General features: G+C 64.4%; 22 protein-coding genes. 9 read left to right on the plus strand and 13 right to left on the minus strand.

What is annotated here, in order from left to right:
• The first annotated feature begins 47 nt into the window (after positions 1-47).
• Positions 48-1,181: a serine hydrolase domain-containing protein gene (locus AB7531_RS26670; RefSeq protein ID WP_245328445.1), complete on the plus strand. Its 1,134-nt coding sequence runs from the start codon at positions 48-50 to the stop codon at positions 1,179-1,181.
• Positions 1,182-1,184: 3 nt separating this feature from the next.
• Positions 1,185-1,577 carry a GFA family protein gene (locus AB7531_RS26675; protein ID WP_063983855.1) on the plus strand — a complete coding sequence of 131 codons (393 nt, stop codon included), beginning with the start codon at positions 1,185-1,187 and terminating at the stop codon, positions 1,575-1,577.
• 2 nt (positions 1,578-1,579) lie between these two features.
• Here AB7531_RS26675 and AB7531_RS26680 read toward each other — a convergent pair whose 3' ends face one another.
• Complete coding sequence (locus AB7531_RS26680) at positions 1,580-2,491, minus strand: DMT family transporter (RefSeq protein WP_063986438.1); 912 nt, start codon at positions 2,489-2,491, stop codon at positions 1,580-1,582.
• Between the two features lie 90 nt (positions 2,492-2,581).
• Here AB7531_RS26680 and AB7531_RS26685 point away from each other — a divergent pair, with 90 nt between their 5' ends.
• The 3 genes from AB7531_RS26685 (at position 2,582) to AB7531_RS26695 (ending at position 4,682) form a co-directional block, all read left to right on the plus strand.
• Positions 2,582-3,448 carry a LysR family transcriptional regulator gene (locus tag AB7531_RS26685; protein WP_063983856.1) on the plus strand — a complete coding sequence of 289 codons (867 nt, stop codon included), beginning with the start codon at positions 2,582-2,584 and terminating at the stop codon, positions 3,446-3,448.
• Between the two features lie 71 nt (positions 3,449-3,519).
• On the plus strand, positions 3,520-4,200 hold the full coding sequence (locus AB7531_RS26690; protein WP_063983857.1) for a site-2 protease family protein: 681 nt from the start codon (positions 3,520-3,522) through the stop codon (positions 4,198-4,200).
• Positions 4,201-4,262: 62 nt separating this feature from the next.
• Entirely contained in the window at positions 4,263-4,682 is a 420-nt protein-coding gene (locus AB7531_RS26695) for a hypothetical protein (RefSeq protein WP_028146575.1), read from the plus strand.
• On the opposite strand, the gene AB7531_RS26700 is transcribed toward AB7531_RS26695, so the two are convergent.
• The 6 genes from AB7531_RS26700 to AB7531_RS26725 all read right to left on the minus strand — a co-directional run bounded on the left by AB7531_RS26700 (position 4,670) and on the right by AB7531_RS26725 (position 10,785).
• The gene (locus tag AB7531_RS26700) at positions 4,670-5,485 is read right to left on the minus strand and encodes an energy transducer TonB family protein (protein WP_063983858.1); all 816 of its coding nucleotides are present in this window, start codon (positions 5,483-5,485) and stop codon (positions 4,670-4,672) included. The genes AB7531_RS26695 and AB7531_RS26700 overlap by 13 nt on opposite strands.
• A 9-nt stretch (positions 5,486-5,494) precedes the next feature.
• Positions 5,495-5,950, minus strand: coding sequence for a TonB system transport protein ExbD (exbD, locus tag AB7531_RS26705; RefSeq protein WP_014495997.1), 456 nt, complete (start codon positions 5,948-5,950; stop codon positions 5,495-5,497).
• A 3-nt stretch (positions 5,951-5,953) separates the two neighbouring features.
• On the minus strand, positions 5,954-6,862 hold the full coding sequence (gene exbB / locus AB7531_RS26710) for a tonB-system energizer ExbB (RefSeq protein WP_063983859.1): 909 nt from the start codon (positions 6,860-6,862) through the stop codon (positions 5,954-5,956).
• Complete coding sequence (locus AB7531_RS26715; RefSeq protein WP_063983860.1) at positions 6,859-7,548, minus strand: Fe2+-dependent dioxygenase; 690 nt, start codon at positions 7,546-7,548, stop codon at positions 6,859-6,861. The genes exbB and AB7531_RS26715 overlap by 4 nt, the downstream gene beginning before the upstream one ends.
• A 20-nt stretch (positions 7,549-7,568) precedes the next feature.
• Complete coding sequence (locus AB7531_RS26720) at positions 7,569-10,121, minus strand: TonB-dependent receptor (RefSeq protein ID WP_231144619.1); 2,553 nt, start codon at positions 10,119-10,121, stop codon at positions 7,569-7,571.
• A 424-nt stretch (positions 10,122-10,545) separates the two neighbouring features.
• Entirely contained in the window at positions 10,546-10,785 is a 240-nt protein-coding gene (locus AB7531_RS26725) for a hypothetical protein (protein WP_063983861.1), read from the minus strand.
• Between the two features lie 397 nt (positions 10,786-11,182).
• Here AB7531_RS26725 and AB7531_RS26730 point away from each other — a divergent pair, with 397 nt between their 5' ends.
• From AB7531_RS26730 to AB7531_RS26740, 3 genes are all read left to right on the plus strand, one after another.
• Positions 11,183-12,355 (plus strand): efflux RND transporter periplasmic adaptor subunit, encoded by a 1,173-nt coding sequence (locus AB7531_RS26730; RefSeq protein ID WP_071914957.1) that lies wholly within the window; start codon positions 11,183-11,185, stop codon positions 12,353-12,355.
• Complete coding sequence (locus AB7531_RS26735; RefSeq protein ID WP_063983863.1) at positions 12,352-15,498, plus strand: multidrug efflux RND transporter permease subunit; 3,147 nt, start codon at positions 12,352-12,354, stop codon at positions 15,496-15,498. Before AB7531_RS26730 ends, AB7531_RS26735 begins: the two co-directional genes overlap by 4 nt.
• 64 nt (positions 15,499-15,562) lie before the next feature.
• On the plus strand, positions 15,563-16,129 hold the full coding sequence (locus tag AB7531_RS26740; RefSeq protein WP_063983864.1) for an invasion associated locus B family protein: 567 nt from the start codon (positions 15,563-15,565) through the stop codon (positions 16,127-16,129).
• A gap of 151 nt (positions 16,130-16,280) precedes the next feature.
• Here the strand turns inward: AB7531_RS26740 and AB7531_RS26745 are convergent, their stop codons facing one another.
• Positions 16,281-18,569 carry an arylsulfatase gene (locus AB7531_RS26745; RefSeq protein ID WP_063986439.1) on the minus strand — a complete coding sequence of 763 codons (2,289 nt, stop codon included), beginning with the start codon at positions 18,567-18,569 and terminating at the stop codon, positions 16,281-16,283.
• 107 nt (positions 18,570-18,676) lie between these two features.
• Between AB7531_RS26745 and AB7531_RS26750 the strand changes: the two genes are divergently transcribed.
• Entirely contained in the window at positions 18,677-19,342 is a 666-nt protein-coding gene (locus AB7531_RS26750) for a TetR/AcrR family transcriptional regulator (RefSeq protein WP_063983865.1), read from the plus strand.
• Here the strand turns inward: AB7531_RS26750 and AB7531_RS26755 are convergent.
• The 5 genes from AB7531_RS26755 to AB7531_RS26775 all read right to left on the minus strand — a co-directional run bounded on the left by AB7531_RS26755 (position 19,324) and on the right by AB7531_RS26775 (position 23,966).
• Positions 19,324-20,043, minus strand: coding sequence for an ABC transporter ATP-binding protein (locus AB7531_RS26755; protein ID WP_063983866.1), 720 nt, complete (start codon positions 20,041-20,043; stop codon positions 19,324-19,326). The two genes, AB7531_RS26750 and AB7531_RS26755, sit on opposite strands and share 19 nt — an antisense overlap.
• Entirely contained in the window at positions 20,040-20,807 is a 768-nt protein-coding gene (locus AB7531_RS26760) for an ABC transporter ATP-binding protein (RefSeq protein WP_063983867.1), read from the minus strand. Before AB7531_RS26760 ends, AB7531_RS26755 begins: the two co-directional genes overlap by 4 nt.
• Positions 20,797-21,768 (minus strand): branched-chain amino acid ABC transporter permease, encoded by a 972-nt coding sequence (locus AB7531_RS26765; RefSeq protein WP_063983868.1) that lies wholly within the window; start codon positions 21,766-21,768, stop codon positions 20,797-20,799. The genes AB7531_RS26760 and AB7531_RS26765 overlap by 11 nt, the downstream gene beginning before the upstream one ends.
• 13 nt (positions 21,769-21,781) lie before the next feature.
• Entirely contained in the window at positions 21,782-22,645 is an 864-nt protein-coding gene (locus tag AB7531_RS26770) for a branched-chain amino acid ABC transporter permease (RefSeq protein ID WP_063983869.1), read from the minus strand.
• 67 nt (positions 22,646-22,712) lie between these two features.
• Complete coding sequence (locus tag AB7531_RS26775) at positions 22,713-23,966, minus strand: ABC transporter substrate-binding protein (RefSeq protein WP_063983870.1); 1,254 nt, start codon at positions 23,964-23,966, stop codon at positions 22,713-22,715.
• Positions 23,967-24,093 lie beyond the last annotated feature (127 nt).

Raw genomic sequence — 24,093 nt, forward strand, 5'->3', positions numbered from 1 at the left:
GGTGGACCATGCGGCTTGGACGTCGGGATTTTGGGCGTCGGGATTTCGTGAAGCTCGCAGCGGGCGCAGGCGCGCTGCCGTTGCTGTCGCGTGTTGCGCCCGCGCAACTGGCGCCCAGCCCGCCGAGCATCCGTCCGCCCTCGCCGGCCGAACGCGGCGCCATGGCGCGGCTCGCGCGCAGCTTCATGGACAAATACGACGTGCCGGCGCTGTCCTTTGCGATCGGCTATGCCGGCACTGTTGTCCACGAGGACGCCTTCGGTCTTGCCGATCGCGAGCGGAACGAGACCGTGACGCCGCGGCATCTGTTCCGGATCGCCAGCGTCAGCAAGATGATCACCTCGGTCACGATCTTCCGCCTGATCGAGGAGAACCGCCTCAAGCTCACGGATCGCGTCTTCGGCCCCGGTGCACTGCTCGGCACCGATTACGGGTCACCGCCCTACTCCGCCGGCATCGACCAGATCACGCTCGAGCATCTGCTGACGCACGCTGCCGGCGGCTGGAGCAACGACAACCGCGATCCCATGTTCACGCATCCGCGGATGGATCATGCCGAGCTGATCGCCTGGACGCTCGCCAACCGGCCGCTGGACCGGCCGCCGGGCCAGCACTACGCTTATTCCAATTTCGGCTATTGCGTGCTGGGCCGCGTGATCGAGAAGCTCACCGGCCAGGCCTATGCCGAGCACGTCCGCACCGAGGTGCTGACGCGCTGCAGCGTCACCGACATGAGCGTCGCCGGCAACACGCGCGAGCAGCGCCAGGCCGGCGAAGTCGTCTATTACGGTCAGGCCGAAAATCCCTACAGCATGAATGTCCGGCGGATGGATTCCCATGGCGGCTGGATCGCGACGCCGGCGGATCTCGTGCAGTTCCTGATGCATGTCGACGGCTACACCAGACCGGCGAACATCCTGCGGCCGCGCACCATCGAGGTCATGACCACCGCACCCAGTTACAGCCCGAACTACGCCAAGGGCTTCTGTGTCAACAAATTCGACAATTGGTGGCACAATGGCAGCCTGCCGGGCACGAGCACGATTGCCGTGCGCACCCATGGCGGCTTCTGCTGGGCCGCCTTCACCAACACCAGACGCGGGAATTCCAACATGGATGGCGATCTCGACAATCTCAACTGGAGCATGGCGCGCCAGGTCGGCGAATGGCGGGTGGCCTGAGCCATGATCCGGGAAGGTGGATGCCTGTGCGGCGCGGTGCGGTTCAAGGCGGAGGGGGAGCCGCTCAACGTCCGCATCTGCCATTGCCGCCTGTGCCAGAAGGCGATGGGCTCGCCCTATTTTGCTCGCGCGCAGTTCGACCAGCGCGCGCTCAGCGTCGAGGGCGACACCGGCCGCTATGCCTCGTCCGAGAACATCGACCGCGTGTTCTGCAAGCGCTGCGGCACGCGCCTGTTCTCCTGGCGGCGCAACGGCACGCTGGCGGGCGTTTCGCTCACGACCTTCGACGATCGCAACGCCTTTGCGCCGACCGAGCACATCTGGGTCTCGGAGAAGGTCGCCTGGCTGAAGCTCGACGACGGCCTGACGCAATATCAGGGCACCATCCCGGCGTGACGTCAGGCTTGCCCTGACGCAGGCACTCTCGCCGCCTGAGCGCGCCGTCCCGCCGTCGTCGCGATCCAGATCCCGGCAAACACCGCGACGATGCCGGCCGCCAGATTCCAGCGCAGCGGTTCGTTCAGCAGCCAGGCGCCGACCAGCGAGGCCGTGATCGGATTGACCGTCACCGAGATCGCGACGCGCGTCGGCGTGGTCCGCTCCAGCGCGAAGGCCCAGAGATAGAAGGTCAGCGCAGCACCGAAGGCGCCGAGATAGAAAGCCGCCAGCCATTGCGGCGCGCCGAAGCCGGCGACCGGCGCAAAACTGCTCCGGATATAAGAGAGCAGGATGAGGCAGGCCGCGCCGGCCGCCATGCTCATCGTGGTGAAGGCGATCGGGCCGGAGCGCCGGATCAGCGGTTTTGACCAGATGCCGTACAGCGCCATGCACAGCGCGGCCGCCATCATCAGGAGATCGCCGCGCCAGGCGCCGGATGGTGCCGAGGTCAGGTCGGAGAGCAGCGCGACGGCAACGCCAAACGTCGCGATCACGACACCGATCGATTTGCGCCAGCTCAGGGCCTCGGCGCCGAGCGCGGCGCCGATCACGAGCGACAACAGCGGAAGTGTCGACAAAGCGAGCGCGCCGCGCGCGGCGGTCGTAAAGATCAGCGATGCATTGAACAGGATCGGAAACAGCGCGAAGAACAGAATGCCGAGCCCGGTCGCGGCGGCCCAGTCCCCTCGCCCCGGCCAACGGTCACCGCGGAGCAGCGTCAGGGGTAACAGCAGCAGGAAGCCGATGCCGAACCGGAACGAGCCGATCGCGAGCGGATCGAGGCTGCCCACCAGATAGCGCGTGGCACCGATCGAGGTGCCGCCGAGGCCGCTCGACAGCACCGCGGCCAGAACGCCGGAGATTTCGCCCACACGCCCTCCCTTGACGAGCCCTGAACGCAGCATACGAGGCGCGCCGAAACAGGGAATGGAGTTTCCGTCATGCTGGGATAAGTTTTCGTCATGACCACGCCTGTTCTCGACCCCGATCTGCTGAAGGCATTTCTCGCCGTCGCCGAGCATCGCTCGTTCACGCGCGCAGCCCAATTGCTCAACCGGACCCAGTCGGCGGTCAGCGTCCAGATCAGGCGCCTGGAAGAGCGGATCGGCACCAAGCTGTTTCAGCGCACCAGGGCCGGCGTCGCGCTGACCGCGGCGGGCGATGAGCTCCTCGTTTATGCGAGGCGGCTTCTCGACCTCAATGCAGAGGCGATCGATGTGCTCCGCGCACGCAAGCGCGACGCCGTGGTCCGCCTCGGCGTGATGGACGATTACGGCACGATCGTCATTCCGCCCTTGCTGGCGCGCTTTGCCCAAAACCATCCGGAGATCCGGGTCGAGATCGAGACCGGCCTGACCGCGACGATGCCGGCCCGGCTCGGCGAGGCCTATGACCTCGTCATCGCCATGCATCCGGAAGGACGCGGCGATGGCGAACTGCTCCGACGCGAGCAGGCGGTCTGGGCTGCGGCCAGGACGTATCGAGCCGAAGCACAGGACACGCTGCCCGTCGCGCTCTACCCGCCGGGCTGCCTGTTCCGGCAATGGGCCGCGGACGCCCTCGATGCCGCCGGCCGGCCCTGGCGCCTTGCCTTCGTCAGTCGCACCCTTGCGGCGGTGGAAGCGATCGCGGCGGAGGGCCTTGCGATCACGGTCGTGAAGGCCGGCACCCTGCCCTCCCGCCTGCGCGCCCTGTCGAACGGCCTGCCGCCGCTGCCGGCTGCCGACATCCACCTGCACCGCGCGCGCAACCTGTCGCAGCCGGCGGCGCTGCTGGCGGATCATTTACGGCTTGGGATTTCGGAACCCGCGTCCCATATCCTGACCTGACGCGTTGCCCCATCACCGGATCGGCCGGGTTGGCTGCAAGGCCACGAGGCACAAACCGGGACGGACGAGCCGTGAACATTTCCCTCTATGAGCTTTCTGTATGGGTGCTACCGCTGCTGCTCGCCATCACCTTCCACGAGGCCGCGCACGCTTTCGTCGCGTACCGTCTCGGTGACAACACGGCCTGGCAGCTCGGCCGCGTCAGCTTCAACCCTATCAAGCATATCGATCCGTTCGGCACCCTGATCCTGCCGGCGATGCTGCTGTTCGCGCACTCGCCGTTCCTATTCGGCTATGCCAAGCCGGTTCCCGTCAATTTCCGCAAGCTCAACCATCCCAGGCTCGACATGGTCTGGGTGGCCCTTGCCGGACCCGCCACCAACATCCTGCTGGCGCTCGCGGCGGCTCTTGCCCTGCATGCCCTGCCCCTAGCACCGGCGGCCTCGGCCCAGTGGATCTTCGACAACCTCAAGAATGCGCTGGTGATCAACGCGGTGCTGGCGGTGTTCAACATGATGCCGATCCCGCCGCTCGACGGCGGGCGCGTCGCGGTCGGGCTGTTGCCTCGGGCCCTCGCCATGCCGCTGGCCCGGCTCGAGCCATTCGGGATGCTGATCCTGATTGGTCTTCTGATCCTGCTGCCGCTCGCGGGCTCGCAGTTCGGTCTAAATCTTGATGTTATTTCAGGAATACTGCGAACGTTGACCGGTTATGTGATTCAGGCTGTTCTCTTCCTGACCGGCAACGCGTAGTTCAACAGAACACCCGAACATAAGCCGAAGGGCTCGAGGCCGACTTGGTCAAAGCTGCCGATATGCTGATCGCGCGACGCGCGGACACCCGCGCCCGCGCCGATTTTGCCACCTGGAAGATGATGGCCAAGCTCAACGGGGCCTCCGCGCTGCCTGCCGAGGCGCAGGAGTTCCTGGTCAGCTACAAGAACCTGCTGGCGCGGATGAGCGAGGGCGAGGCCACCGAGGCCACGATCGGCGCGATCTACAAGGCCTACTATGCCGAGATGGGCGGCGCGGGAACTCCGCCCGACGTCCGCACCCGTCCGCCCGAGCCGGCGGCGGACAATGTTACCGCTTTCCGCCGACCTCCCCCGAAACCGACGAAGACGGCCTCCTTCACGGCGGCGTTTAGCGGAGCCCAGAAACGGCCCCTCCCGGTGGCGCTGATCTTCGTCTGCCTGGTCGTGGTCTATGTCGGGATCCGGCTCTACTGGCGCTGAGCCGATTTCTTCTTTTTCTTCTCGTCCGGCGGCGTGAAGATGATGTCGACGGTCCGCTCGAACCGGTCTTCGGTCAGTCCGGCCGGGGGCTGCGGGATGGGATCGGACTTGCGGACAATCGAGAGCGCGGCCGCATCGTAGGCCACATCCCCCGATGACTCCACGACGTCGACGGACAGCACATTGCCCCTGCGGTTGATCGCGAAGCTGACCTTCACCTTCTGATTATTGGGCTGCTTGCCCTCCGGGTTGACCTTGTGGGCCGTGAGGTGCGCACTGATCTTGCGATTCCAGTCGGTCGTGATCCTGAGGATGTCCTTGCCGAGGCCAAGCACCGGCGCCAGGGCCTTCTCGGCCTCGCGCGCGTCCTCGTCGAGTGTCTGCCGCGCCGTTGCAACCGACTGCGGCGAAGCCTCGGCAGCGGGTGTCTCGACCGCCGCGATCTTGGGATCCTCGTCCTGCGGCTTCTTCGAGATGTTTTCGGTGACGACCCGATCGGGATCGTCGACCTGTTGCGACTGGTCCTTTGGAAGCTCGGTTTCCTTGGTCTCGGCCTTTTGCTCTGGAAGCGCCTGCTGCTCCTGCATCGCTTCGCTGTCCGGTCCCGGCGGAAGGTCGGTCTCGGGCGCCTTGGGCGAGGCCATCTCGACGGCGAACTCCGCGCCGGCCGCACCCAGGCCATCGTCGTCGTCATCGGTCCGCAGATGGGCCAGGGCGAGCGCGGCACCGCCCAGATGGAGCGCGAGCGCCGCCACCGCCGCCAAAATCCAGAGCTTCCGGGATGGTCTGGCTTCGTCCGACATCGTGCGCCTCTAAGGCTGACCGGCGCCTGCCGCAGGCGCTCCGGGAGCGCCCTCCAGCGCGACCAGCTTCACCCGGGAATAGCCGCCTGAGCGCAAGAGCTCCATGACACTCATTAACTCGCCATACGGCACCGAGCGATCGGCGCGCAGGAAGACATACTTGTCCTTGCTCATGTCGGACAGGCCGTCGAGGGTCCCGATCAACTCGGCGCGGTGGACCGGGTTTTCGCCGATCGCAAGCGTCAGATCGGGCTTGATGCTGAGATAGGTCGGCTTGTCCGGCTTCTTCTGCGGGGTCGCGCTCGAGGTCGGCAGATCGATCGGCAGGTCGACCGTGGAGAGCGGAGCTGCGACCATGAAGATGATCAGCAGCACCAGGATGACGTCGATGAACGGCGTGACGTTGATGTCATGCGTCTCGCCGAAATCGTCGTCGTCATCATTGTCTGCGAGCGAAACGCCCATGGTTCACTCCGCCGCGCGCGAATGCGCGCTGCCGTGGCTGCGGTCGAGATCGCGCGAGAGCAGCCGCCCCGCCGCGCCCGAGGCACGGCTGACGAGCTCGAGATAGCTTTTCGTCACGCGCGAGAAGTGGTTGTAGATGATGACGGCGGGAATGGCGGCGACGAGGCCGATCGCGGTCGCGAGCAGCGCCTCGGCGATGCCGGGCGCGACCACGGCGAGGTTCGTGGTCTGCGACTTCGAGATGCCGATGAAGCTGTTCATGATGCCCCAGACCGTGCCGAACAGGCCGACGAAGGGCGATGTCGAGCCGATGGTCGCCAGCACGCCCATGCCGATGCGGATGCGCCGTGCCTCCGCGCGCACGATTTCGGAAAAGCTCGAGGCCGCACGCTCCTTGATGCCGGCATCGCTGGACAGGCCGGCCGACATCCGCGCCTCACGCAGCGCCGCCGCCAGGAAGGACGGCAGAATGCCCTGCTTGGCGCCGAGCGCCATTTGCGCTTCCGCGAGCGAGCGCGCCTCCGAGATCTTCTTCAGTGCCGAACGAAGCTTGCCGGACGCGACCGACAGCTCGATCGACTTGGCGATCAGGACGGTCCAGGTCATCAGCGATGCGAAGGCAAGCCCGATCATCACCGCCTTCACGATGACGTCCGCCGACATAAACATCACCCAGGGGGACAGCTCCTTCATGGCGGGCGCGATAGCGGCCGCGTCGGGCTTCGCCACGGGCGCCACCACCGCCGGAGCGGCAGCCGGAGCCGGGCTGGCGGTGGCCGGCTGAGCCGTCGCCTGTGCCGGTGCAGGTGCCGCCGGCGGGGTCTGTGTCTGGGCAGAAACAGGGGATACGAGCCAGGCGGCCGCCAGCATCAAGGCGGCGGCAAGGCTTGCTTGGAAGGACATGATCTTCATACTTCGGCCCAGTAGCGAATGAGGTTGTGATAGATACCCGTCAATTTGACCGTTTCGGGATCGTCACGCCCGAGCCGTTCCACCAGCGCCTGTATCGCGGTGTCGAGGTCAAAGATCATGCTCCGGGCTTGATCGTCCCGTATCATGCTCTGAAGCCAGAAGAAAGACGCAACCCGCGTCCCCCTCTTCACCGGCGTGACGAGATGGAGGCTGGTCGAGGGATAGAGCACGCAGTCCCCGGCTTGCAACTTCACTTCGTGCGAACCGTAGGTGTCCTCGATCACAAGTTCGCCACCGTCATACTCTTCCGGCTCGGCCAGGAACAGCGTGACAGACAGGTCTGTGCGGATGCGAAGGCCGGTCAGGCGGTCGCCGCGGATCGCATTGTCGACATGCAGCCCGAAATGATGGCCGCTGTTGGCCGCATAGCGGTTGAACAGCGGCGGGAAGATCTGCAGCGGGATCGCCGCTGCCAGGAACCGCGGGTTCGACGTCAGCGCCGAGATGATGCGGTTGCCGAGCTTGCGCGCGACCTCGCTGTCAGGCGGCAACTGCTCATTGCGCTTGACCATTGCTGACTGCGCGCCCGCGGTGGAACGGCCGTCTTCCCATTCGCTGGCGTCCATGATGCGGCGGAATTCCGCCACATCATCCTTGCTCAGGACGCCGTCTATGCATGTCAGCATGGCACCTCGTCGTTACTCCATCAGTAGCGCGCCGAGATCACCAGATAGGCGGCGCGTCCCGGTGCTTCCAGCACGAAGGGCGCGGCGCTCTGGTACAGCGCGTCATAGTAGCGTTTGTCGAAGATGTTGTTCACGAACAGCTTCAGCTGCCAGTTCTGGTTGAGCTTGGCTTCGACGAAGGCATCGAACCGCCAGTAGCTCGGGATCGAAGTGCCCTGGTTCGCCGCGAGGAACGTACCGCCATAAATCTTCGAGCGGTAGACCGCCTGACCGCCCAGCTCCCACACATCCGTCAACTGATATTTGCTGAGCAAACTGAAGGATTGGTGCGCGACGTTGGAGAGGGGCAGGCCCACGTTGGTGGTGTAGAGCGTCGTGTTGGCCGGCGGAATCAGCGACTTCGTCACTTCCGACTGCATCAGAACGAGACCGCCGAAAATGCTCCATTTGTCGGTGATCTTGCCGCTGACGCCGAGGTCGATACCGCGAATACGATAGGCCGCGCCGGCCGTGATACAGGATACGTTCCCCGCCGTAGCAGTATAGGGACATGCCGCAGTCGCAGTTGCAGCAGTGACATTGCGCGACTCTCGCGCATTTTCCTTTTCGGTCTGGAAGAGCGCAGCGGTCAGCAACAGGTGCCTGTCGAACAGCTCCCACTTCGTTCCAAGCTCGATCGCCTTGTTCTTCTCAGGACCGAAGATCTGAGGAGCGGCGCCGTTGAGCACGGGCGCAAGACCACCATACTGAACGCTGGTTCCGTCAAATTCCGCGCCGACCGGGTTCGACGAGGTTGCGTAGGCCGCGTAAACGCTTCCGTTCGGCAATGGCTTGAGGGTGAGGCCGAGATTGAAATTCGGCATCCCGTAGTCTTGCTGCTGCTGGCCAAAGGCGTTCAGCGTTCCCCCGTTGACCGAACCCCAGCCGTTCACCTTGATATTGTAGTCATCAAACCGAACGCCACCATTCAGGATCAGGACGTCGTTGTAGTTGGCCGTATCCAGCACGTATACGCTCTTGGTATCGATCGCGATGTTGGTCGGCTTCTGCGTCAAACCTCCGGGAATCCCGAAGGGAAGGTTTGTGTATTGCGGACTGAACACGCTCACGCCTGTCAGCGAGTTGCCGGTAAAGCCGCCAGGCAGCGCCTCCGAAGCAAGGCCGGTATAGCTGTTGATAGACGAGGTCTCGTGGTCGTATTCAAACCCGGCAAGCGCAGTGTGTTTGAAGCCTGCGCTATCACTGAACTTGTAAGTCGCCTCCGTCTGATTGGCGATGACGTCCGTGACCTGGTAGCGGCTCTGCGGATTCGCACTGAGGGTGTAGGCCGTAAACGGAGCCCCTGGGGCGAGTGTCGGCGCTTCAGGCAGCGTTCCAATGTAGTTCTGCGTGGAGTGAGAATCCCTGAACCTATTGGTGATCAAGAGATCTGGCGTGACGTAAACCTCGGCGTTGAGCGAACCAATGTCCTGGCCGGTCCGGTAGAAGTCTCGGTTGAGGAAGCCGTACCAATTCTTACGATTAACCCCGAAATCGGTGAACGGGCCGCCGGCGGTCGTCGCCGTGCTCGGCCGATAGTAAGGCACGCCGAAGTCCGGGAGTCCGGTCAGTTCGGTATGGATGTAGTTGGCAGTGATTTTGACTGCATCCAGAGGCTTCCATATCGTCGCGACGAATGCGCCGTCGCGATTGTCGGTCACATAGCTTCGCCCAGCGACATTGGCGTCCTGAAACAGTCCGCCCGCGCGCACCGACCAGGTCGGGTTGATCACCTGGTTGACGTCGAGCACCACGCGCTTGGTCATGTCGGTGCCAAACGTGGTGTCCATGTTGTAGAAGCTCTTCTCGGTCGTCGCCTGCTTGGTGACGATGTTGATCGCACCACCGGCGACACCGCGGCCCGCGAAAGTTGAGCCCGGACCACGCAGAATTTCGACCTGCTCGGTGAAGAAGTTTTCACGGACGCTGACGCCCGCGTCGCGCACGCCGTCGATGAAGACGTCGTTGCGGGCATCGAAGCCGCGAATGAAGAAGCGGTCACCGAAGGCATTGCCGCCCTCACCCGTTCCGAGCGTCACGCCGGCCGTGCTCAGGATCGCCTGCTTCAGCGTCGTGGCGTTCTTGTCCTCCAGCACATCCTTTGTAAGCACGGTGATCGATTTTGGCGTGTTGAGGATTGGCTCAGGGAATTTACCTGACGCTTGCACTCGGGTGGCCATGTAAGGCGCGGCGGGATTTGCGTACGGATCACGATCGGCAGGACCAGGGCTCGGATTGGCGACAGGCGCTTGTGCGGCCTGCTGCCGCTGCGCCGCGCGCCGCAGCGCGTTGCGCGCACGAATCTGATCGGCGGTGGGCTTCGAAGCGGTCGGACGCGGACGCTGCTGAGGCGCATCGACGTTCACGGGGGGCAGATTGGTCTGCTGCGCCTGTGCGCCGGTCGAGACCGTCGCGACCGCAATCAAACTGGCGACCGTGGACACAGTCTTGCCGGTCGCAGTGTCGAAATTGTTGCCGAAGGATTTCCGATCCGCATCCGAACGCAACGATCGCGGTGTTTTCATCATGCCCATCACACGCCCCACAGTGCTTATGCTTCCATTGGTCGCGTTGCGACAACGCGACGCATTGGTGCTATCGGGCGTGTTCATGGGGGTCAACGCGATCTCTGCAACACTCCGTTTGAATCCGACCATTTCAAAGCAATTCTAAACTCGGTTGAGTGCGCCGCAGTTTTAAATGGTTCTAAACTTGAACCGTTCTAATCTGGACATTGAGCGCTGCGATCTCGTCGTGCCGCATCAACCTTCGAGCTGATGCGCTTCGTCGATGCAGAAACGCGAACGATGGGGCGGTGCTATCGGTCGGAGAAAAGCAGGTCAATGCGATTGATCTGCCAGCACATTTGAATTCATCCAGATCGGACTCGGTGCAGATTTCAATCTGGAAACATGGGCGCATGCGAGAGCTGCGCAGGCGCGAGCAGCGGCGCCGCTCTCAATCGCTGCTCGGCGGCTTCATCAGCGAGAACAATTCGTCGACGGTTTTCTGCGCGACGGCGCGCACGCGATCGGAGTTGTCCATGCCGGCGATGTTGACGCCGCCAACGACGGCTTTGATCTCGTCCCGGAAGTCGGTCAGGAATCGCAAGGGATCGCGCTGCTCGTTGGCGACGCGCGCGATCAGTCCCGTGATCAGAATCTGGCACGCGATCAGCTTGCCGTTCAGTTCGTCCATCCTGCGCTCCCGTTGTGGCGGGGCCGATATGACCGATGCCGGATTTCCTGACAACCGAAACGCCGTGCAGGCGAATTAGAACCGTTCTCACGGGGGTTGATCCCGGCTCACTTCGCAGCACAGCCGGGGCGCCCTTGCGGACAGCTCTGCAAGCCGCCCACACCGGCTCCGGGCATTGCCCAAGATTTGCGCGCGGATCGCTCGCGCCGGGAAAATGCAGCACTGCACACCGTAGTGTCACGGAGCTGCCTAGACAGTGCAAAGCTTTCCAATTGTTTAGGATTCCGAACCGATAGTGCTGTTTACACTGGAACTTGGCGTGTATTATACCAGCGCGCTGGAACCCTATGATTGCTCCACAATTCGTAGTTTTGGGCGTAAAAGCCAACGAGCCGACATGAAAAAAACACGGCCGATCCTCTGGATTCTGATCATCGCGGCCGTGGCCTCCGCGGGTTACTATGGCTGGCAGAAATTCGGCTCGCCCGAGGCCGGAAAAACCCAGACGGCTCAGAAGGGTCCGGCGCGTCCGCCCGCCATCCCCGTCAGCGTTTCGCCGGTCCAGAAGGCCGACTTTCCGGTATATCTGACCGGTCTCGGCACGGTTCAGGGCTTCAACACCGTACAGGTCCGGAGCCGGGTTGACGGCCAGATCGACAAGATCGCCTTCAGCGAAGGCCAGATGGTCAAGCAGGACGAGCTTCTGGTCTCGATCGATCCCCGGCCCTATCAAGCCACGCTCGACCAGGCCAAGGCCAAGAAGGCGCAGGACGAGGCGAATCTGGCCAACGCCAATCTCGAGCTCCAGCGTGCCATGAAGCTTGGCGAGTTCGCGACTGCGCAGCGGGTCGACACCCAGCGTTCCACCGTCGCGCAGCTGACCGCCCAGATCGCCGCCGACGAAGCCGCCATCTCCAACGCCCAGACCCAGCTCGACTACACCCAGATCAAGGCGCCGTTCACCGGCGTGGCCGGGCTGCGCCTGGTCGACGTTGGCAACATCGTCAACGCCTCCACGCAGACGGGAATCGTGACGATCTCGCAGGTCGAGCCGATCTCGGTGATCTTCACCGCGCCGGAAGACCAGCTGCCTTATATCAGCGAAGGCCAGAAGGCCGGCGCGCTCAAGGTGATCGCGTTCACCACCGACGGCAAGAAAACGTTGGCCGAGGGCAAGCTCGCGGTCATCAACAATCAGGTCGACACGACCAGCGGGACTATTCGGCTCAAGGCGGTGTTCGACAACAAGGAACACACGCTGTGGCCGGGCCAGTCGGTTTCGACGCGCCTTCTGGTACGCACCCTGAAGGACGCGACCGTGGTTCCGGATGACGCGGTTCAGCATTCGACCAACGGCCTCTACGCCTATACCGTCAATCAGGACAACAAGGCGGAAGTGCACAAGATCAAGGTCAGCTACGCCATCGACGGCCGTTCGGTGGTCGACGAAGGCTTGAGCCCGGGTCAACAGGTGATCACCGGCGGCCAGTTCAAGGTCCAGCCCGGAAGCCTCGTCTCGACGGCCGTAGCAAGCTCGGATCCGAGCCAGAATAAGGTACGACAGGAATGACCGAGGGCGGGATTTCGGCACCTTTCATCCGTTATCCCATCGGCACCTCGCTGCTGATGGCCGGCATCCTCTTCGTCGGTCTCGTCGCCTATCCCCTGCTGCCGGTCGCGCCGCTGCCGCAGGTGGACTTCCCGACCATCCAGATCACAGCCAATTTGCCGGGCGGCAGCCCCGAGACGATGGCCTCGTCGGTGGCCCAGCCGCTCGAGCGGCAATTCGCCCAGATTCCCGGCATCGCCCAGATGACCTCGACGAGCTATCTGGGAACCGCCTCGATCACCATCCAGTTCGACCTCAACCGCAGCATCGACGGCGCCGCCAACGACGTGCAGGGCGCCATCAACGCCGCAAGCGGTCAATTGCCGAAGAATCTGCCCTCGCCGCCGACCTACCGCAAGGTCAACCCGGCCGACGCGCCGATCCTGCTGCTCTCGGCAACATCCGATACACTGCCGCTGACCACCGTCAGCGATGCCGTCGACGCCCAGCTTGCCCAGCAGATCAGCCAGCTCTCGGGCGTCGCGCAGGTCTTCATCGGCGGCCAGCAGAAGCCCTCCATCCGCATTCAGATCGACCCGGCGAAACTCGTCGCCAAGGGCCTGTCGCTGGAGGACGTGCGCAGCCAGATCGCGATCACCACAGTCGACAGCCCCAAGGGCAATATCGACGGGCCGAAGCGCGCCTACACGATCTACGCCAACGACCAGCTCACCCAGTCCAAGGACTGGAACGACGTCGTCATCGCCTATCGCAATGGCGGTCCGCTTCGAATCCGCGACATCGGACAGGCGGTGAGCGGCGCCGAGGACGCCAAGCAGGCAGCCTGGGCCAACGGCAAGCGTGGCGTGTTCCTGGTGGTGTTCAAGCAGCCGGGCGCCAACGTCATCGAGACCGTCGACCGGATCAAGGCCACCCTGCCCCGCCTCGTCGCGGCGATTCCGCCCGCGATCAAGATCGAGTTGATCAGCGACCGCACCACGACCATCCGCGCCGCGGTCGAGGACGTCCAGTTCACGCTGCTGCTGACCATTGCCCTCGTGGTCATGGTCATCTTCGTCTTCCTGCGCAGCTTCTGGGCGACGGTCATTCCCACCATCACGGTTCCGCTGGCGCTACTGGGCGCGTGCGCCCTGATGTGGGTGGTTGGCTATTCGCTCGACAATCTATCGCTGATGGCGCTCACCATCGCGGTCGGATTCGTCGTCGACGACGCCATCGTGATGCTCGAGAACATCACGCGCTACATCGAGGAAGGCGAATCGCCGATGGCGGCCGCCTTCAAGGGCTCCAAGGAAATCGGCTTCACCATCGTCTCGATCAGCATCTCGCTGGTCGCGGTGCTGATCCCGCTGCTGCTGATGGGCGGCATCATCGGACGCCTGTTCCGCGAGTTCGCCGTCGTGCTGGCGATGACCATCTTCGTCTCGATGTTCGTGTCGCTGACGCTGACGCCGATGATGGCCTCACGCTTCCTGCGCGCTCATGGCGAGGTGACCCACGGCAAGTTCTACCAGTGGAGCGAACGCGCCTTCGACGGCATGCTGCGCGGCTACGAGTACGTTCTCGATCATGCTCTGGCCTGGCGCCGCACCACGCTCCTGATCTTCTTCGCCACGCTCGGCCTGTCGATCTATTTGTTCATCCTGATCCCGAAGGGCTTCTTCCCGCAGCAGGACGTCGGCCTGATCACCGCGACCTCGGAAGCGTCCCAGGACATCTCCTTCGCCGAGATGCAGCGCCGCCAGGTCGAGCTCGGCAAGATCGTGATGGACGATCCCGACGTCGCCACGATCGCGATGAACATCGGCGGCAGCGGCCGCGCCGGCAACAACGGCAATTTGTTCATCACGCTGAAGCCGCGCAACGAGCGCAACGCGTCGGCGCAGGAGATCATTGCCCGGCTGCGTCCTAAGCTCGAGAAGGTGTCGGGCGCCCGCCTCTACATGCAAGCGGCCCAGGACGTCCGGCTCGGCGGCCGGCCGACGCGCACGCAGTTTGAATTCACGCTACAGGATGCCGATCTCACCGAGCTCAACGACTGGGCGCCGAAAATCCTCGCCAAAATGCAGACGCTGCCGCAACTGCGCGACGTCGCGACCGACCAGCAGACGCAGGGCACCACGGTCCAGCTCAAGATCAACCGCGACACCGCATCGCGCTACGGCATCCAGCCGCAGCTGATCGACGACACGCTGTACGACGCCTTCGGACAGCGGCAGGTCACGCAGTATTTCACCCAGCTCAACACCTACAAGGTGATCCTCGAGATCCTGCCGGAGATGCAGGGCAGTCTCGACAGCCTGAACAAGCTCTACCTGAAATCGCCGCTGACCGGCGACCAGGTGCCGCTGTCGACCTTTGCGACCTGGACCACCGATCCGGTCCGCCCGCTCTCGATCAGCCACCAGGGCCAATTCCCGGCGATCACGATCAGCTTCAACCTCGCCCAGGGCGTCGCGCTCGGCCAGGCCACCGAGGCCGTGCAGAAGGCGATGGCCGATCTCGGCGCACCCCCAACCCTGAATTCGAGCTTCCAGGGCACCGCGCAGGCGTTCCAGCAGTCGCTCGGCACCGTGCCGCTGCTGATCCTCGCAGCCCTCGTCGTGGTCTATCTGATCCTCGGCATTCTCTACGAGAGCTACATCCACCCGATTACGATTCTGTCGACCCTGCCCTCGGCCGGCGTCGGCGCGCTCCTGATCCTGATGGCGGCCGGCTTCGACTTCAGCCTCATTGCATTGATCGGAATCATTCTCCTGATCGGCATCGTGAAGAAGAACGGCATCATGATGGTCGACTTCGCCATCGCGGCCGAGCGCGACGAGCACAAGACGCCGGAGCAATCGATCCGTCAGGCCGCGCTGCTGCGCTTCCGGCCGATCATGATGACGACGATGGCCGCCCTGCTCGGCGGCGTGCCGCTGATGCTCGGCCACGGCACCGGCGCCGAGATCCGCCAGCCGCTCGGCTACGCCATGGTCGGCGGCCTGATCGTCAGCCAGGCGCTGACGCTGTTCACCACCCCGGTGGTCTATCTCTATCTCGACGAGCTCAACAACTGGTTCTCGGGCTGGGGCCGTTCGGGTGACGGCAAAGGTCACGAGGCGCCCGAGCACAGCACCGTCAAGCAGGCCGCCGAGTAAGCTTGCACCGCGGCTTCCGCGACGCTACAGCGAGGCCCTCGGTTCACGCCAACGCGGTTTCGCCATGTCCATGCAATCCAGACTTGTCGCCCTCGCCGCCGCCCTTCTGCTGTCGACAGGCGGCGCGTATGCCCAGCAGAGCGCCAAAAAGAACGCCGCTTCCCCTGCACCGGCCGCACAGCCCGCGCCAGCTCCGACCCAGCCGCAGGCTGACGGTGCGCAGCAAGCCGGATGGGTCGTGCGCTGCACCAGCGTCAGCCGCGACGCGCCGCTCGAATGCGCAATGGAGCAGAACGCGGTGCTGACCAAAACCGGCCAGACCATCGTGCTGATCAACATCCGCATCGCGCCCGACACCCGCACGCCGGTGGCGCTGCTGCAATTACCGCTCGGACTCAACCTGCCCGTCGGGGCCAAGCTCCAGGTCGACGAGGGCAAGACATTCGACCTCCAGATCCAGACCTGCGAGAACCGCGGCTGCTACGCCTCGACGCCGATCGCGGCGGACCTGCTCGCCGCCTTGCGGTCGGGCAAGCAGCTGAAGGTCTCCTTCCAGAACATGGCCAAGGAGGCGATCGCGATCCCGATGCCGCTGGGCGATTTCGCGGCGGCCTACGACAAGATCAAGTAAGGACCGCTCCCGTTTCCTGTTGGAGTGGACGCTCTCTCACCTCGTCATTGCGAGCGTAGCGAAGCAATCCAGCAATCTTTCCGCGGAGGCAGTCTGGATTGCTTCGCTGCGCTCGCAATGACGGCGCGGATGCTGCGCCGCCTCTTCCCTATCACTGTCGCGCCATCTGCGCGTTGCCGACGGCATCGCCGTCGAGCTTCTGGTCGTTGTGCATGGTGACGGTGACGCGCAGCAATCGCCCCTCGAACTCGAACGGCGCCTCGTAATGCGACACGGGGCTGCCGCGGTCACGGCCGATGTCGAGACCGGACCACGAGATCAGCGTGTGGAAGCCGAGCTGGGTCTGGAGCGACCCCGCCGGCTCGCCGTCGATCAGCAGCGTATATTCGGTGACGCCGGTGCGCGCCCCCTTGGCCGGCGGCTCCTTGCGCACGAGCCGCTCGACATACACGCCGAGCCGCCGCGCGCCTGACGGCACCTTGCGGTCCGACCGCGCGATCTGGTGGCTGCCGCCGATGTTGAGGTCGTGCACGAGGTGACCGTCCCTGACGTAGAGGCTGTAGCCCGACGTCGCGTCGCCATGCGAGATCAGCACGCCGTTTGCACCCGCCTCGTCGATCTCGACATGCGCCTCGATCGTGTAGCTGCGGCTGCGCACGTCAGGCGCGACATCGGTCGGCACGTGGCCCATGCCGGCGTGGAAGACGAAATGGTGGCGCGCACCGTGGAAGCGTGCGGCGTTCTCCGCAAAGCGCGGCCCGAAGCGATCGTCGAGCGGCAGCACCTTGTGCCTCGCGGCCTCCGCCCACCAGGTCGCCATCATTGCTGCCAGACGTTCCGGCTCCTTTGCGGCGAGATCGTCGGTCTCGGAGAAATCCTGGTCGAGATGAAACAGCTCCCATTTGTCGTTCTCGAACGGCGTGCCCGAGGGATGGAAGGCGACCGCCTTCCAGCCGCCCTGCCAGAGGCCGCGATGGCCGAACATCTCGAAATATTGCGGCGAGCTTTTTGAGGACGCGGACGCATCCGTGATCGAGCGCGCGAAGCTCTCGCCTTCCAGCGGCATCTGCGGGCAGCCACCGATCTCGTTCGGCGCCTCAACGCCGATCAGCTCCAGCAGCGTCGGGGTGAGGTCGCAGGCGTGGACGAACTGGTGCCGCAGCTCGCCTTTGCCTGCGATCCGCTTAGGCCAGTTGATGACGAAGGGATCGCGGATGCCGCCGCCATGGGTGTTCTGCTTGTAGCGCCGCAGCGGCGTGTTCGACGCCATCGCCCAGCCATGCGGGAAATTGCTGTGGGTGTCGGGCCCGCCGATGTCGTCGATACGGCCGAGCTTTTCCGCGATCGGCTCCGGCTTGAAGTTGAACGGCCCCATCGCGTTGACGAAGCCGAGCGGCCCGCCCTCCTGGCTCGCGCCGTTGTCGGACATCACGATGATCACGGTGTTGTCGCGAATGCCGGCCGTTTCCAGGAACGAGACAAGCCGTGCAAGATGCCGATCGGAATGATCAAGCATGCCGGCGAAAGCCGCCTGCAGGCGGGTGAAGACGCGGCGCTCATCGGCCGAGTGCTCCTCCCAGGCCTTCACGCCATCGTTGCGCGCCGGCATCCGCGTGCCCTCAGGCACCAGCCCCAACGCCTTCTGGCGTGCCAGACGCCGTTCGCGCTCGACGTCCCAGCCGTGCGCGAATTCGGCGTCATAGCTCATGATGATATCGGCCGGCGCCTGATGCGGCGCGTGGCAGGCGCCAAGTGCGACCCAGGTGAGCCAGGGAACGTCAGGACGGTCGGCGACATGGTCGCCGATGAAGCGGATCGATTGGTCGATCAGATCCTCGGTCAGATGATAGCCGTCCGCATACGTGCCCGGTGGATCGATATGCGTGTTGTCGGAGACGAGCTCCGGCGCGTACTGGTCGGTCTCGGCATCAAGGAAGCCGTAGAAGCGGTCGAAGCCGCGGCCGAGCGGCCAGCCGTCGAACGGGCCGGTGGCGCCGCTCTCGGTCAGCGGCGTGACGTGCCATTTGCCGACCATGTAGTTGCGATAGCCATGTATGCGCAGCATCTCGGCCAGCGTCCCCGCCTCACGCGCAATCTTGCCGCGGTAGCCGGGATAACCGGAATCGAAATTGGCAAGGCAGCCGACGCCGACCGAGTGATGATTGCGTCCTGTCAGCAGCGCGGCGCGCGTCGTCGAGCACATTGCCGTGGTGTGGAATCCGGAGTAGCGCAGCCCCTCCGCGGCGAGCCGGTCGATGGTCGGCGTCTTGATTGTCGAGCCATAGCAGCCGAAATCGGAGAAGCCGACGTCGTCGAACAGCACGACCAGGATGTTCGGCGCGCCCTCGGGCGGCCTTGGCGCCTCCGGCCACCAGGGTTTCGACTCCGCGACCGTCTTGCCGACGGTGCCGCGGAACGGCGTGCCGCTGTTTGCGCTCATCTGCTTCTCCCTGCTGGTTGCCCGGCGGCTGCGGTTGACCCGCGGCTCGGCCACGTCTAAATTATAATCCGAATTATGATTATGATTTTAGCCGGATGCAAGCACGGATGCGGCCAAGCTCGGACGAACCCGATTTCGACCTTCCCGGCGTTGCCCCGTCGCGCCAGAAGCGCAGCCGCGAGACGACGCTGGCGCTGCTGCGCGCCGGCGCCGGCATGCTGCGCACGCGCAGCCTTGCGGAGCTGTCCATCGAGGCGCTCTGCACCGAGGTCGGCGCCACCGTCGGCGCCTTCTACAGCCGCTTCGAGAGCAAGGAGGCCTATTTCAACGCACTGATGGCGCTGGCTGCGCGCGACGGCGAACAGCGGCTGGGCGAAATCAGGCGGCCGTCACCGGATACGGACCTCGACAAGCTCTGCCACATCATCGTAAGCGGCATCATCGCCTGGATGCGCAACCACGAGGGCGTGCTGCGCGCCGCGCTTCAGCATGACGACACCCGTCCGGACAAATGGACGCCGTTCAAGGCCCTCGCGAAGGCAACGACTGGACGCGCGACCCCTCTCCTGCTCCCGGCCATGGACAAGGGACGCAAGGCCGCCAAGACCCGCACGATCGCCTTCGGCTTTCAGGTCGTGCTGGGCACGCTGGTGAACGCGATCCTCAACGATCCCGGGCCGCTGTCGCTTAGATCAAAAGAGATGGAGACGCGGCTGGCCGGTTGCCTGTTGCTGTTGCTCCAGGCGGAGATCAATCAGTCGACCCCGAGATAGGCCTTCTGCACCTGCGGGTCCTGTGCGAGCGCAGCGGCCGTGCCGGACAGCACGCTCTTGCCGACCTGGAGCACGGTCGCGAAGTCCGAGACTTCCAGCGCGAGCTCGATCGACTGCTCGGCGAGCAGGATGGTCAGGCCCTCGCGATGCAGGCGGCCGAAGGTTTCGTACATGGATTCGACCACCGCCGGCGCGAGGCCGAGCGACGGTTCATCCAGCATCAATAGCTTAGGATCGCTCATCAGCGCGCGGCCGACCGCGAGCATCTGCCGCTCGCCGCCGGACATGGTGCCGGCGCGCTGGTTGCGGCGTTCCTTCAGCCGCGGGAAGATCTCGTAGACGCGCTCAAGCAAATTGGTCTGGCGCGACTTGTCGTGCAGCGGCGTCGCGCCGAGCATGAGGTTGTTCTCGACGCTCTGCTGCACGAACAGGCGCCAGCCTTCCGGCGACAGCGCCAGCCCCTTGCGCACGATCGCAAAGGCCTTCTGGCCGGCGATGTCCTCGCCGCGAAAGCTGATCGATCCGGAATGCACGGGAATGAGACCCGCGATCGCGTTCAGCGTCGTGGTCTTGCCGCCGCCATTGGAGCCGAGCAGCGCGACGACGCTGCCCTCCGGCACCTCCAGCGAGACGTCGGAGACACCTATGAGGTCGCCATAGCGCACCTCGAGGTGCTCGATCCGAAGAAGCGCGCCGCTCATAGGTCCCGCCCGCCCATCAGCTCGACCGGCGTATGGCCGGCCGCGGCCTTCGCCGCGCGTTTGCCGAGATAGGCTTCGATCACCGCCGGGTTCGAGGTGACCTCGCGCGGCGAGCCGCGGGCGATCTCCTTGCCCTGGTGAAACACCATCACGCGGCTCGCGAGCGACATGATCACTTCCATGATGTGCTCGACGATGACGAGCGTGATGCCGGAACGGTGGATGTCGCGCACGAGATCGATGGCGAGCCTCACCTCGTGGGCGTTGAGCCCGGCCATGGCCTCGTCGAGCAGCAGCACCTTCGGCTCGGTCGCCAGTGCGCGGGCGATCTCCAGCCGCTTGCGGCCGGGTGTGCCCAGCGAGCGCGCCGGCGCATCCGCAAGCCTGCTCATGCCGACGCGCTCCAGCACCGCTCGCGCCCTGGTCTCGGCCCCGTGGCGATGCGAGGTGCGCAGGAAGGCGCCGATCATGACGTTCTCGAGCACCGTCATGCCTTCAAAGGTCTGCGGCACCTGGAAGGTGCGCGCAAGCCCGAGCCCGGCGCGCTGCTCCGGCGCGAAGTCGGTGATGTCGGTCCCCTCGAACAGCACGCGGCCCGAGGTGGTCTTGAGGTCGCCGGTGAGGCAATTGAAGAAGGTGGATTTGCCGGCGCCGTTCGGGCCGATCAGGCCGAGAATATCGCCCTGCTCCAGCGTGACGGACGCATCGTCCACCGCCTTGAAGCTGCCGAACGCCTTTGTGATCCCGCGCGCCTCAAGGAGCATGGCCGGCTCCCTTATCTGCGCCGGGCTTACGTCGTCCCATGAACAGGCTGAGCAGGCCGCCGGGCTGGAAGCGCGCGATCAGCACGATGATCGCGCCATACAGGACGAAGGTGAGGCCGGCCCCCTTGCCGCCAAGCCAGCTGTTGGAGATCTCCTCCAGCGGCACGAGGATCGCGGCTCCCACCAGCGGACCGAACAGCAACCCCGCCCCGCCCAGCGCCGCCATGATCAGGATTTTGACCGAGATCAGGATGCCGAGCCCGGACTCGGGATCGACGAAGCCGAACATCATCGCATAGAGCGCGCCGGCAACGCTCGTCAGCGCCGCGCTCAGCATGTAGGCGTAGAGCTTGGTCCGGCTCGCGGGTGCGCCCAGGGAACGTGCGGCCCTCTCGGAATCCTTGATCGCGCGCAGATAGAATCCCATGCGGCTGTTGGTCATCCACCAGGTGATGAACAGCGTGATCACGAGGACGACCAGGAAGAGGTAGTAGTACGGCAGCGACGACAGGAACGAGAGATCGAAGATGTTGCGGGGGACCGTTGGACCGGAAAGACCCACGGCCGCGCCGAGCCAGTCGGTGTTGGTGACGATCAGCCGCACGGTCTCGGCGACCGCGATCGTCGCCATGCTGAAATAGTGACCCGACAGCCGTAGCGTCGGCACGCCGATGATCGCAGCGAGCCCCACCGCCAGCACGATCCCGCCGGGGATGCCGAACAGCGGCGACAGCCCGAACTTGGCGTAGCTCCCCATCGCGGCATAAGCGCCGCAGCCGAAGAACACGACGTGGCCGACCGAGACCTGGCCGGCATAGCCGCCGACGATGTTCCAGGCCGACGCGGCGATGGCATAGAGCAGCACCAGTGCGCCCAGGCGCTGCTGGAACGGCGAGGACAGCAGCAACGGATAGGCAATCGCCAGTGCTGCGACGATCGAGAGCCAGATCAAGCGCCGCATTGCAGCTTTCTCATCAGAGCTTGCCCATCAGGCCTTGCGGCCGGAACCAGAGGAAGGACAGGAACAGGACATAGACGACGATGTCCTTGTAGACCGCACCGATCAGATAGCCGGAGAGCGACTCGATCACGCCGATCAACAGGCCCGCGACGAGCGCGCCTGGCACGCTGCCGAAGCCGCCAAGGGATACCGTGACGAAGGCGACGATGCCGAGCGTCTCGCCGACCGTCGGCACGATGTAGAAGAAGTTCGCGATTAGCGCGCCGGCAAGGCCGGTGGCGCCGGCCGCGATGGCCCAGGCGATCGCCTGCATCGTATCGGGCCTGATGCCCATGAGCTGAGCCGCGGTCTGATCCTCCGCCACCGCCAGCATTTTTGAACCAAGCGATGTGCGCGTCAGGAGCAGGTGAAGACCGAATGTCACCAGCAGCGCGACGACACCGGCAAGCAGCCGCGAGGCTTCGATGCGCAGGCCCGCAAACGCATAGGTGCCGCCGACGATATTCGACGGCATCGACAGGAAGTTGGCGCCGAACCACCAGAACACGGAATAGCGCAGCAGCAGCGCGAGCCCGAACGTGCCGAGGATCTGCGCCAGCATCGGCCCCTTCATGATGTCGCGGATCAGGGCGAAATAGACGACGACCCCGACGGTCGCGAGCACCAGTGTCGCCAGTGGGGCGCCGAGGATGGGCCCTCCCCCCATCAGGGTATAGACGACATAGGCGACGTACATGCCGAGCATGACGAAGTCGCCATGCGCGAAATTGACGATGTTCATCATGCCCCACACCAGCGTGAGGCCAGAGGAAAACAGGGCGTAGACGGCACCGAGCAGAAGCCCGCCGGCAATCACCTGCACGAGTACGAAGGACATGAGCTGCGTTGCTCTGATCAAAACATTCTGGGAAAGGCGGGACGCGCGGTCCCGCCTTCAGGCAATCTCACCAGCCCTTGTAGGGCAGTACCGGCGCCTTCTCGGCATTGGCCTTCGGCCATACCGCGACGTAGTTCTCGCCATCCTGGAGCTGGATGATGGCGCCGGAAGCCAGGATGTTCTGGCCCTTGTCGTCGAACTTCACGCCCTTGTAGCCGATCATGAGCTGCTCGGGCTTCAGGTCCGTCGCCTTCAGCGCGGCCTGGATCTTGGCAGGCTCGGTCGAGCCGGCGCGGTCGATGGCATCGGCCAGCACGAAGAAGCCCTGCATCTGCCGGGCGACCGTGTCGTCCATCTCCTCGCCGCTCTTCTTCTTGTACATGTCGGCGATGATGGCGGACGCCGAGCCCGGCGGTCCCACGACCCAGGACGAGCGGTTGAAGACGCCTTGCGAGATCTTGCCTACCGCCTTGGTGAAGGACGGATCGGAGTAGCCGGCATCGTCGGCCAGCAGCACGGCCGGCTTGTAGTCGAGCGACTGCATGGTCTTGGCGAACAGGATCGCATCCGACGTGTAGCTGATCATGATGACGACGTCGGGCTTCTTGTCCTTGAGCTGCAGCACCTGGCCCTGCAAATCGGTCGCATTGACGGGATAGGCGATGTCGAGCGCGATCGGCTGGCCCTTTTCCTTGAAGGCGCCGGCGATCGTGTTGGCGACCGAGGTGCCGTATTCGGTGTTGTCATGGACCACCGCGACGGCGTCGGTCTTGGCACCCTGCGCCTTGATGTCGGCGAGGAAGTCGACATAGATCTTGGCGAAATCGGTCGCGATCGGCGTGGTGCGGAAGAACCATTTGAAGCCGCGCTCGGTGAGATTGGCGGCGACCGATTCCGAGTTCAGGAAGGGAACGCCGTATTTCTCGGCGATCGCGCTCGAAGTCAGCGTGACGCCGGACTGGTAGGAGCCGAACACGGCCGCCACCTTCTCTTCCGTGATCAGGCGTAGCGCCTGGTTCTGGCCCGTCGCCGGGTTGCCCTGGTTGTCGGCGAACACAGCCTCGATCTTGGCGCCGCCGAGGCCGGCAAGGCCGGCGTTCTTCGCCAGCGGCAGATTGCCAAGCTCAGGATGAGCGTTGTTGATGATGTCCATGGCGACTTCGAGCGCCGCCTTGGCGTGCGCACCGATCGAGGCGGTGCCGCCGGACATCGGCATGATGACGCCGATCTTGATGACCTTGTCCTGGGCCTGCGCGCCGGAGCCCAGCGTAAGGAACATCGCGGCTGCGCAAAACAGCCCGGTGACGTGCTTGAAATTCATCAAATCAGACCTCCCAAAGGGTTTCCCCGACCAAGCTATTTTGGAAGCTGCAGGCTAAGCGCCCGCTTCCGTTTGTTTATGCCTGGTGGATCTAGGATGGCATGCCAGCCGGACACCGGCAAGACGA

This window comes from Bradyrhizobium sp. 63_E2_N1_3, from assembly GCF_052076005.1.
Taxonomy (GTDB): domain Bacteria; phylum Pseudomonadota; class Alphaproteobacteria; order Rhizobiales; family Xanthobacteraceae; genus Bradyrhizobium; species Bradyrhizobium barranii.

Bases quoted from the DNA above. Each gene is read 5' to 3' on its own strand.
- AB7531_RS26675 (WP_063983855.1), top strand. From the start codon at position 1,185: ATGATCCGGGAAGGTGGATGCCTGTGCGGCGCGGTGCGGTTCAAGGCG.
- AB7531_RS26685 (WP_063983856.1), top strand. From the start codon at position 2,582: ATGACCACGCCTGTTCTCGACCCCGATCTGCTGAAGGCATTTCTCGCC.
- AB7531_RS26695 (WP_028146575.1), top strand. From the start codon at position 4,263: ATGCTGATCGCGCGACGCGCGGACACCCGCGCCCGCGCCGATTTTGCC.
- AB7531_RS26700 (WP_063983858.1), bottom strand. From the start codon at position 5,485: ATGTCGGACGAAGCCAGACCATCCCGGAAGCTCTGGATTTTGGCGGCG.
- exbD (WP_014495997.1), bottom strand. From the start codon at position 5,950: ATGGGCGTTTCGCTCGCAGACAATGATGACGACGACGATTTCGGCGAG.
- exbB (WP_063983859.1), bottom strand. From the start codon at position 6,862: ATGAAGATCATGTCCTTCCAAGCAAGCCTTGCCGCCGCCTTGATGCTG.
- AB7531_RS26715 (WP_063983860.1), bottom strand. From the start codon at position 7,548: ATGCTGACATGCATAGACGGCGTCCTGAGCAAGGATGATGTGGCGGAA.
- AB7531_RS26720 (WP_231144619.1), bottom strand. From the start codon at position 10,121: ATGGGCATGATGAAAACACCGCGATCGTTGCGTTCGGATGCGGATCGG.
- AB7531_RS26725 (WP_063983861.1), bottom strand. From the start codon at position 10,785: ATGGACGAACTGAACGGCAAGCTGATCGCGTGCCAGATTCTGATCACG.
- AB7531_RS26730 (WP_071914957.1), top strand. From the start codon at position 11,183: ATGAAAAAAACACGGCCGATCCTCTGGATTCTGATCATCGCGGCCGTG.
- AB7531_RS26735 (WP_063983863.1), top strand. From the start codon at position 12,352: ATGACCGAGGGCGGGATTTCGGCACCTTTCATCCGTTATCCCATCGGC.
- AB7531_RS26740 (WP_063983864.1), top strand. From the start codon at position 15,563: ATGTCCATGCAATCCAGACTTGTCGCCCTCGCCGCCGCCCTTCTGCTG.
- AB7531_RS26745 (WP_063986439.1), bottom strand. From the start codon at position 18,569: ATGAGCGCAAACAGCGGCACGCCGTTCCGCGGCACCGTCGGCAAGACG.
- AB7531_RS26750 (WP_063983865.1), top strand. From the start codon at position 18,677: ATGCGGCCAAGCTCGGACGAACCCGATTTCGACCTTCCCGGCGTTGCC.
- AB7531_RS26755 (WP_063983866.1), bottom strand. From the start codon at position 20,043: ATGAGCGGCGCGCTTCTTCGGATCGAGCACCTCGAGGTGCGCTATGGC.
- AB7531_RS26760 (WP_063983867.1), bottom strand. From the start codon at position 20,807: ATGCTCCTTGAGGCGCGCGGGATCACAAAGGCGTTCGGCAGCTTCAAG.
- AB7531_RS26765 (WP_063983868.1), bottom strand. From the start codon at position 21,768: ATGCGGCGCTTGATCTGGCTCTCGATCGTCGCAGCACTGGCGATTGCC.
- AB7531_RS26770 (WP_063983869.1), bottom strand. From the start codon at position 22,645: ATGTCCTTCGTACTCGTGCAGGTGATTGCCGGCGGGCTTCTGCTCGGT.
- AB7531_RS26775 (WP_063983870.1), bottom strand. From the start codon at position 23,966: ATGAATTTCAAGCACGTCACCGGGCTGTTTTGCGCAGCCGCGATGTTC.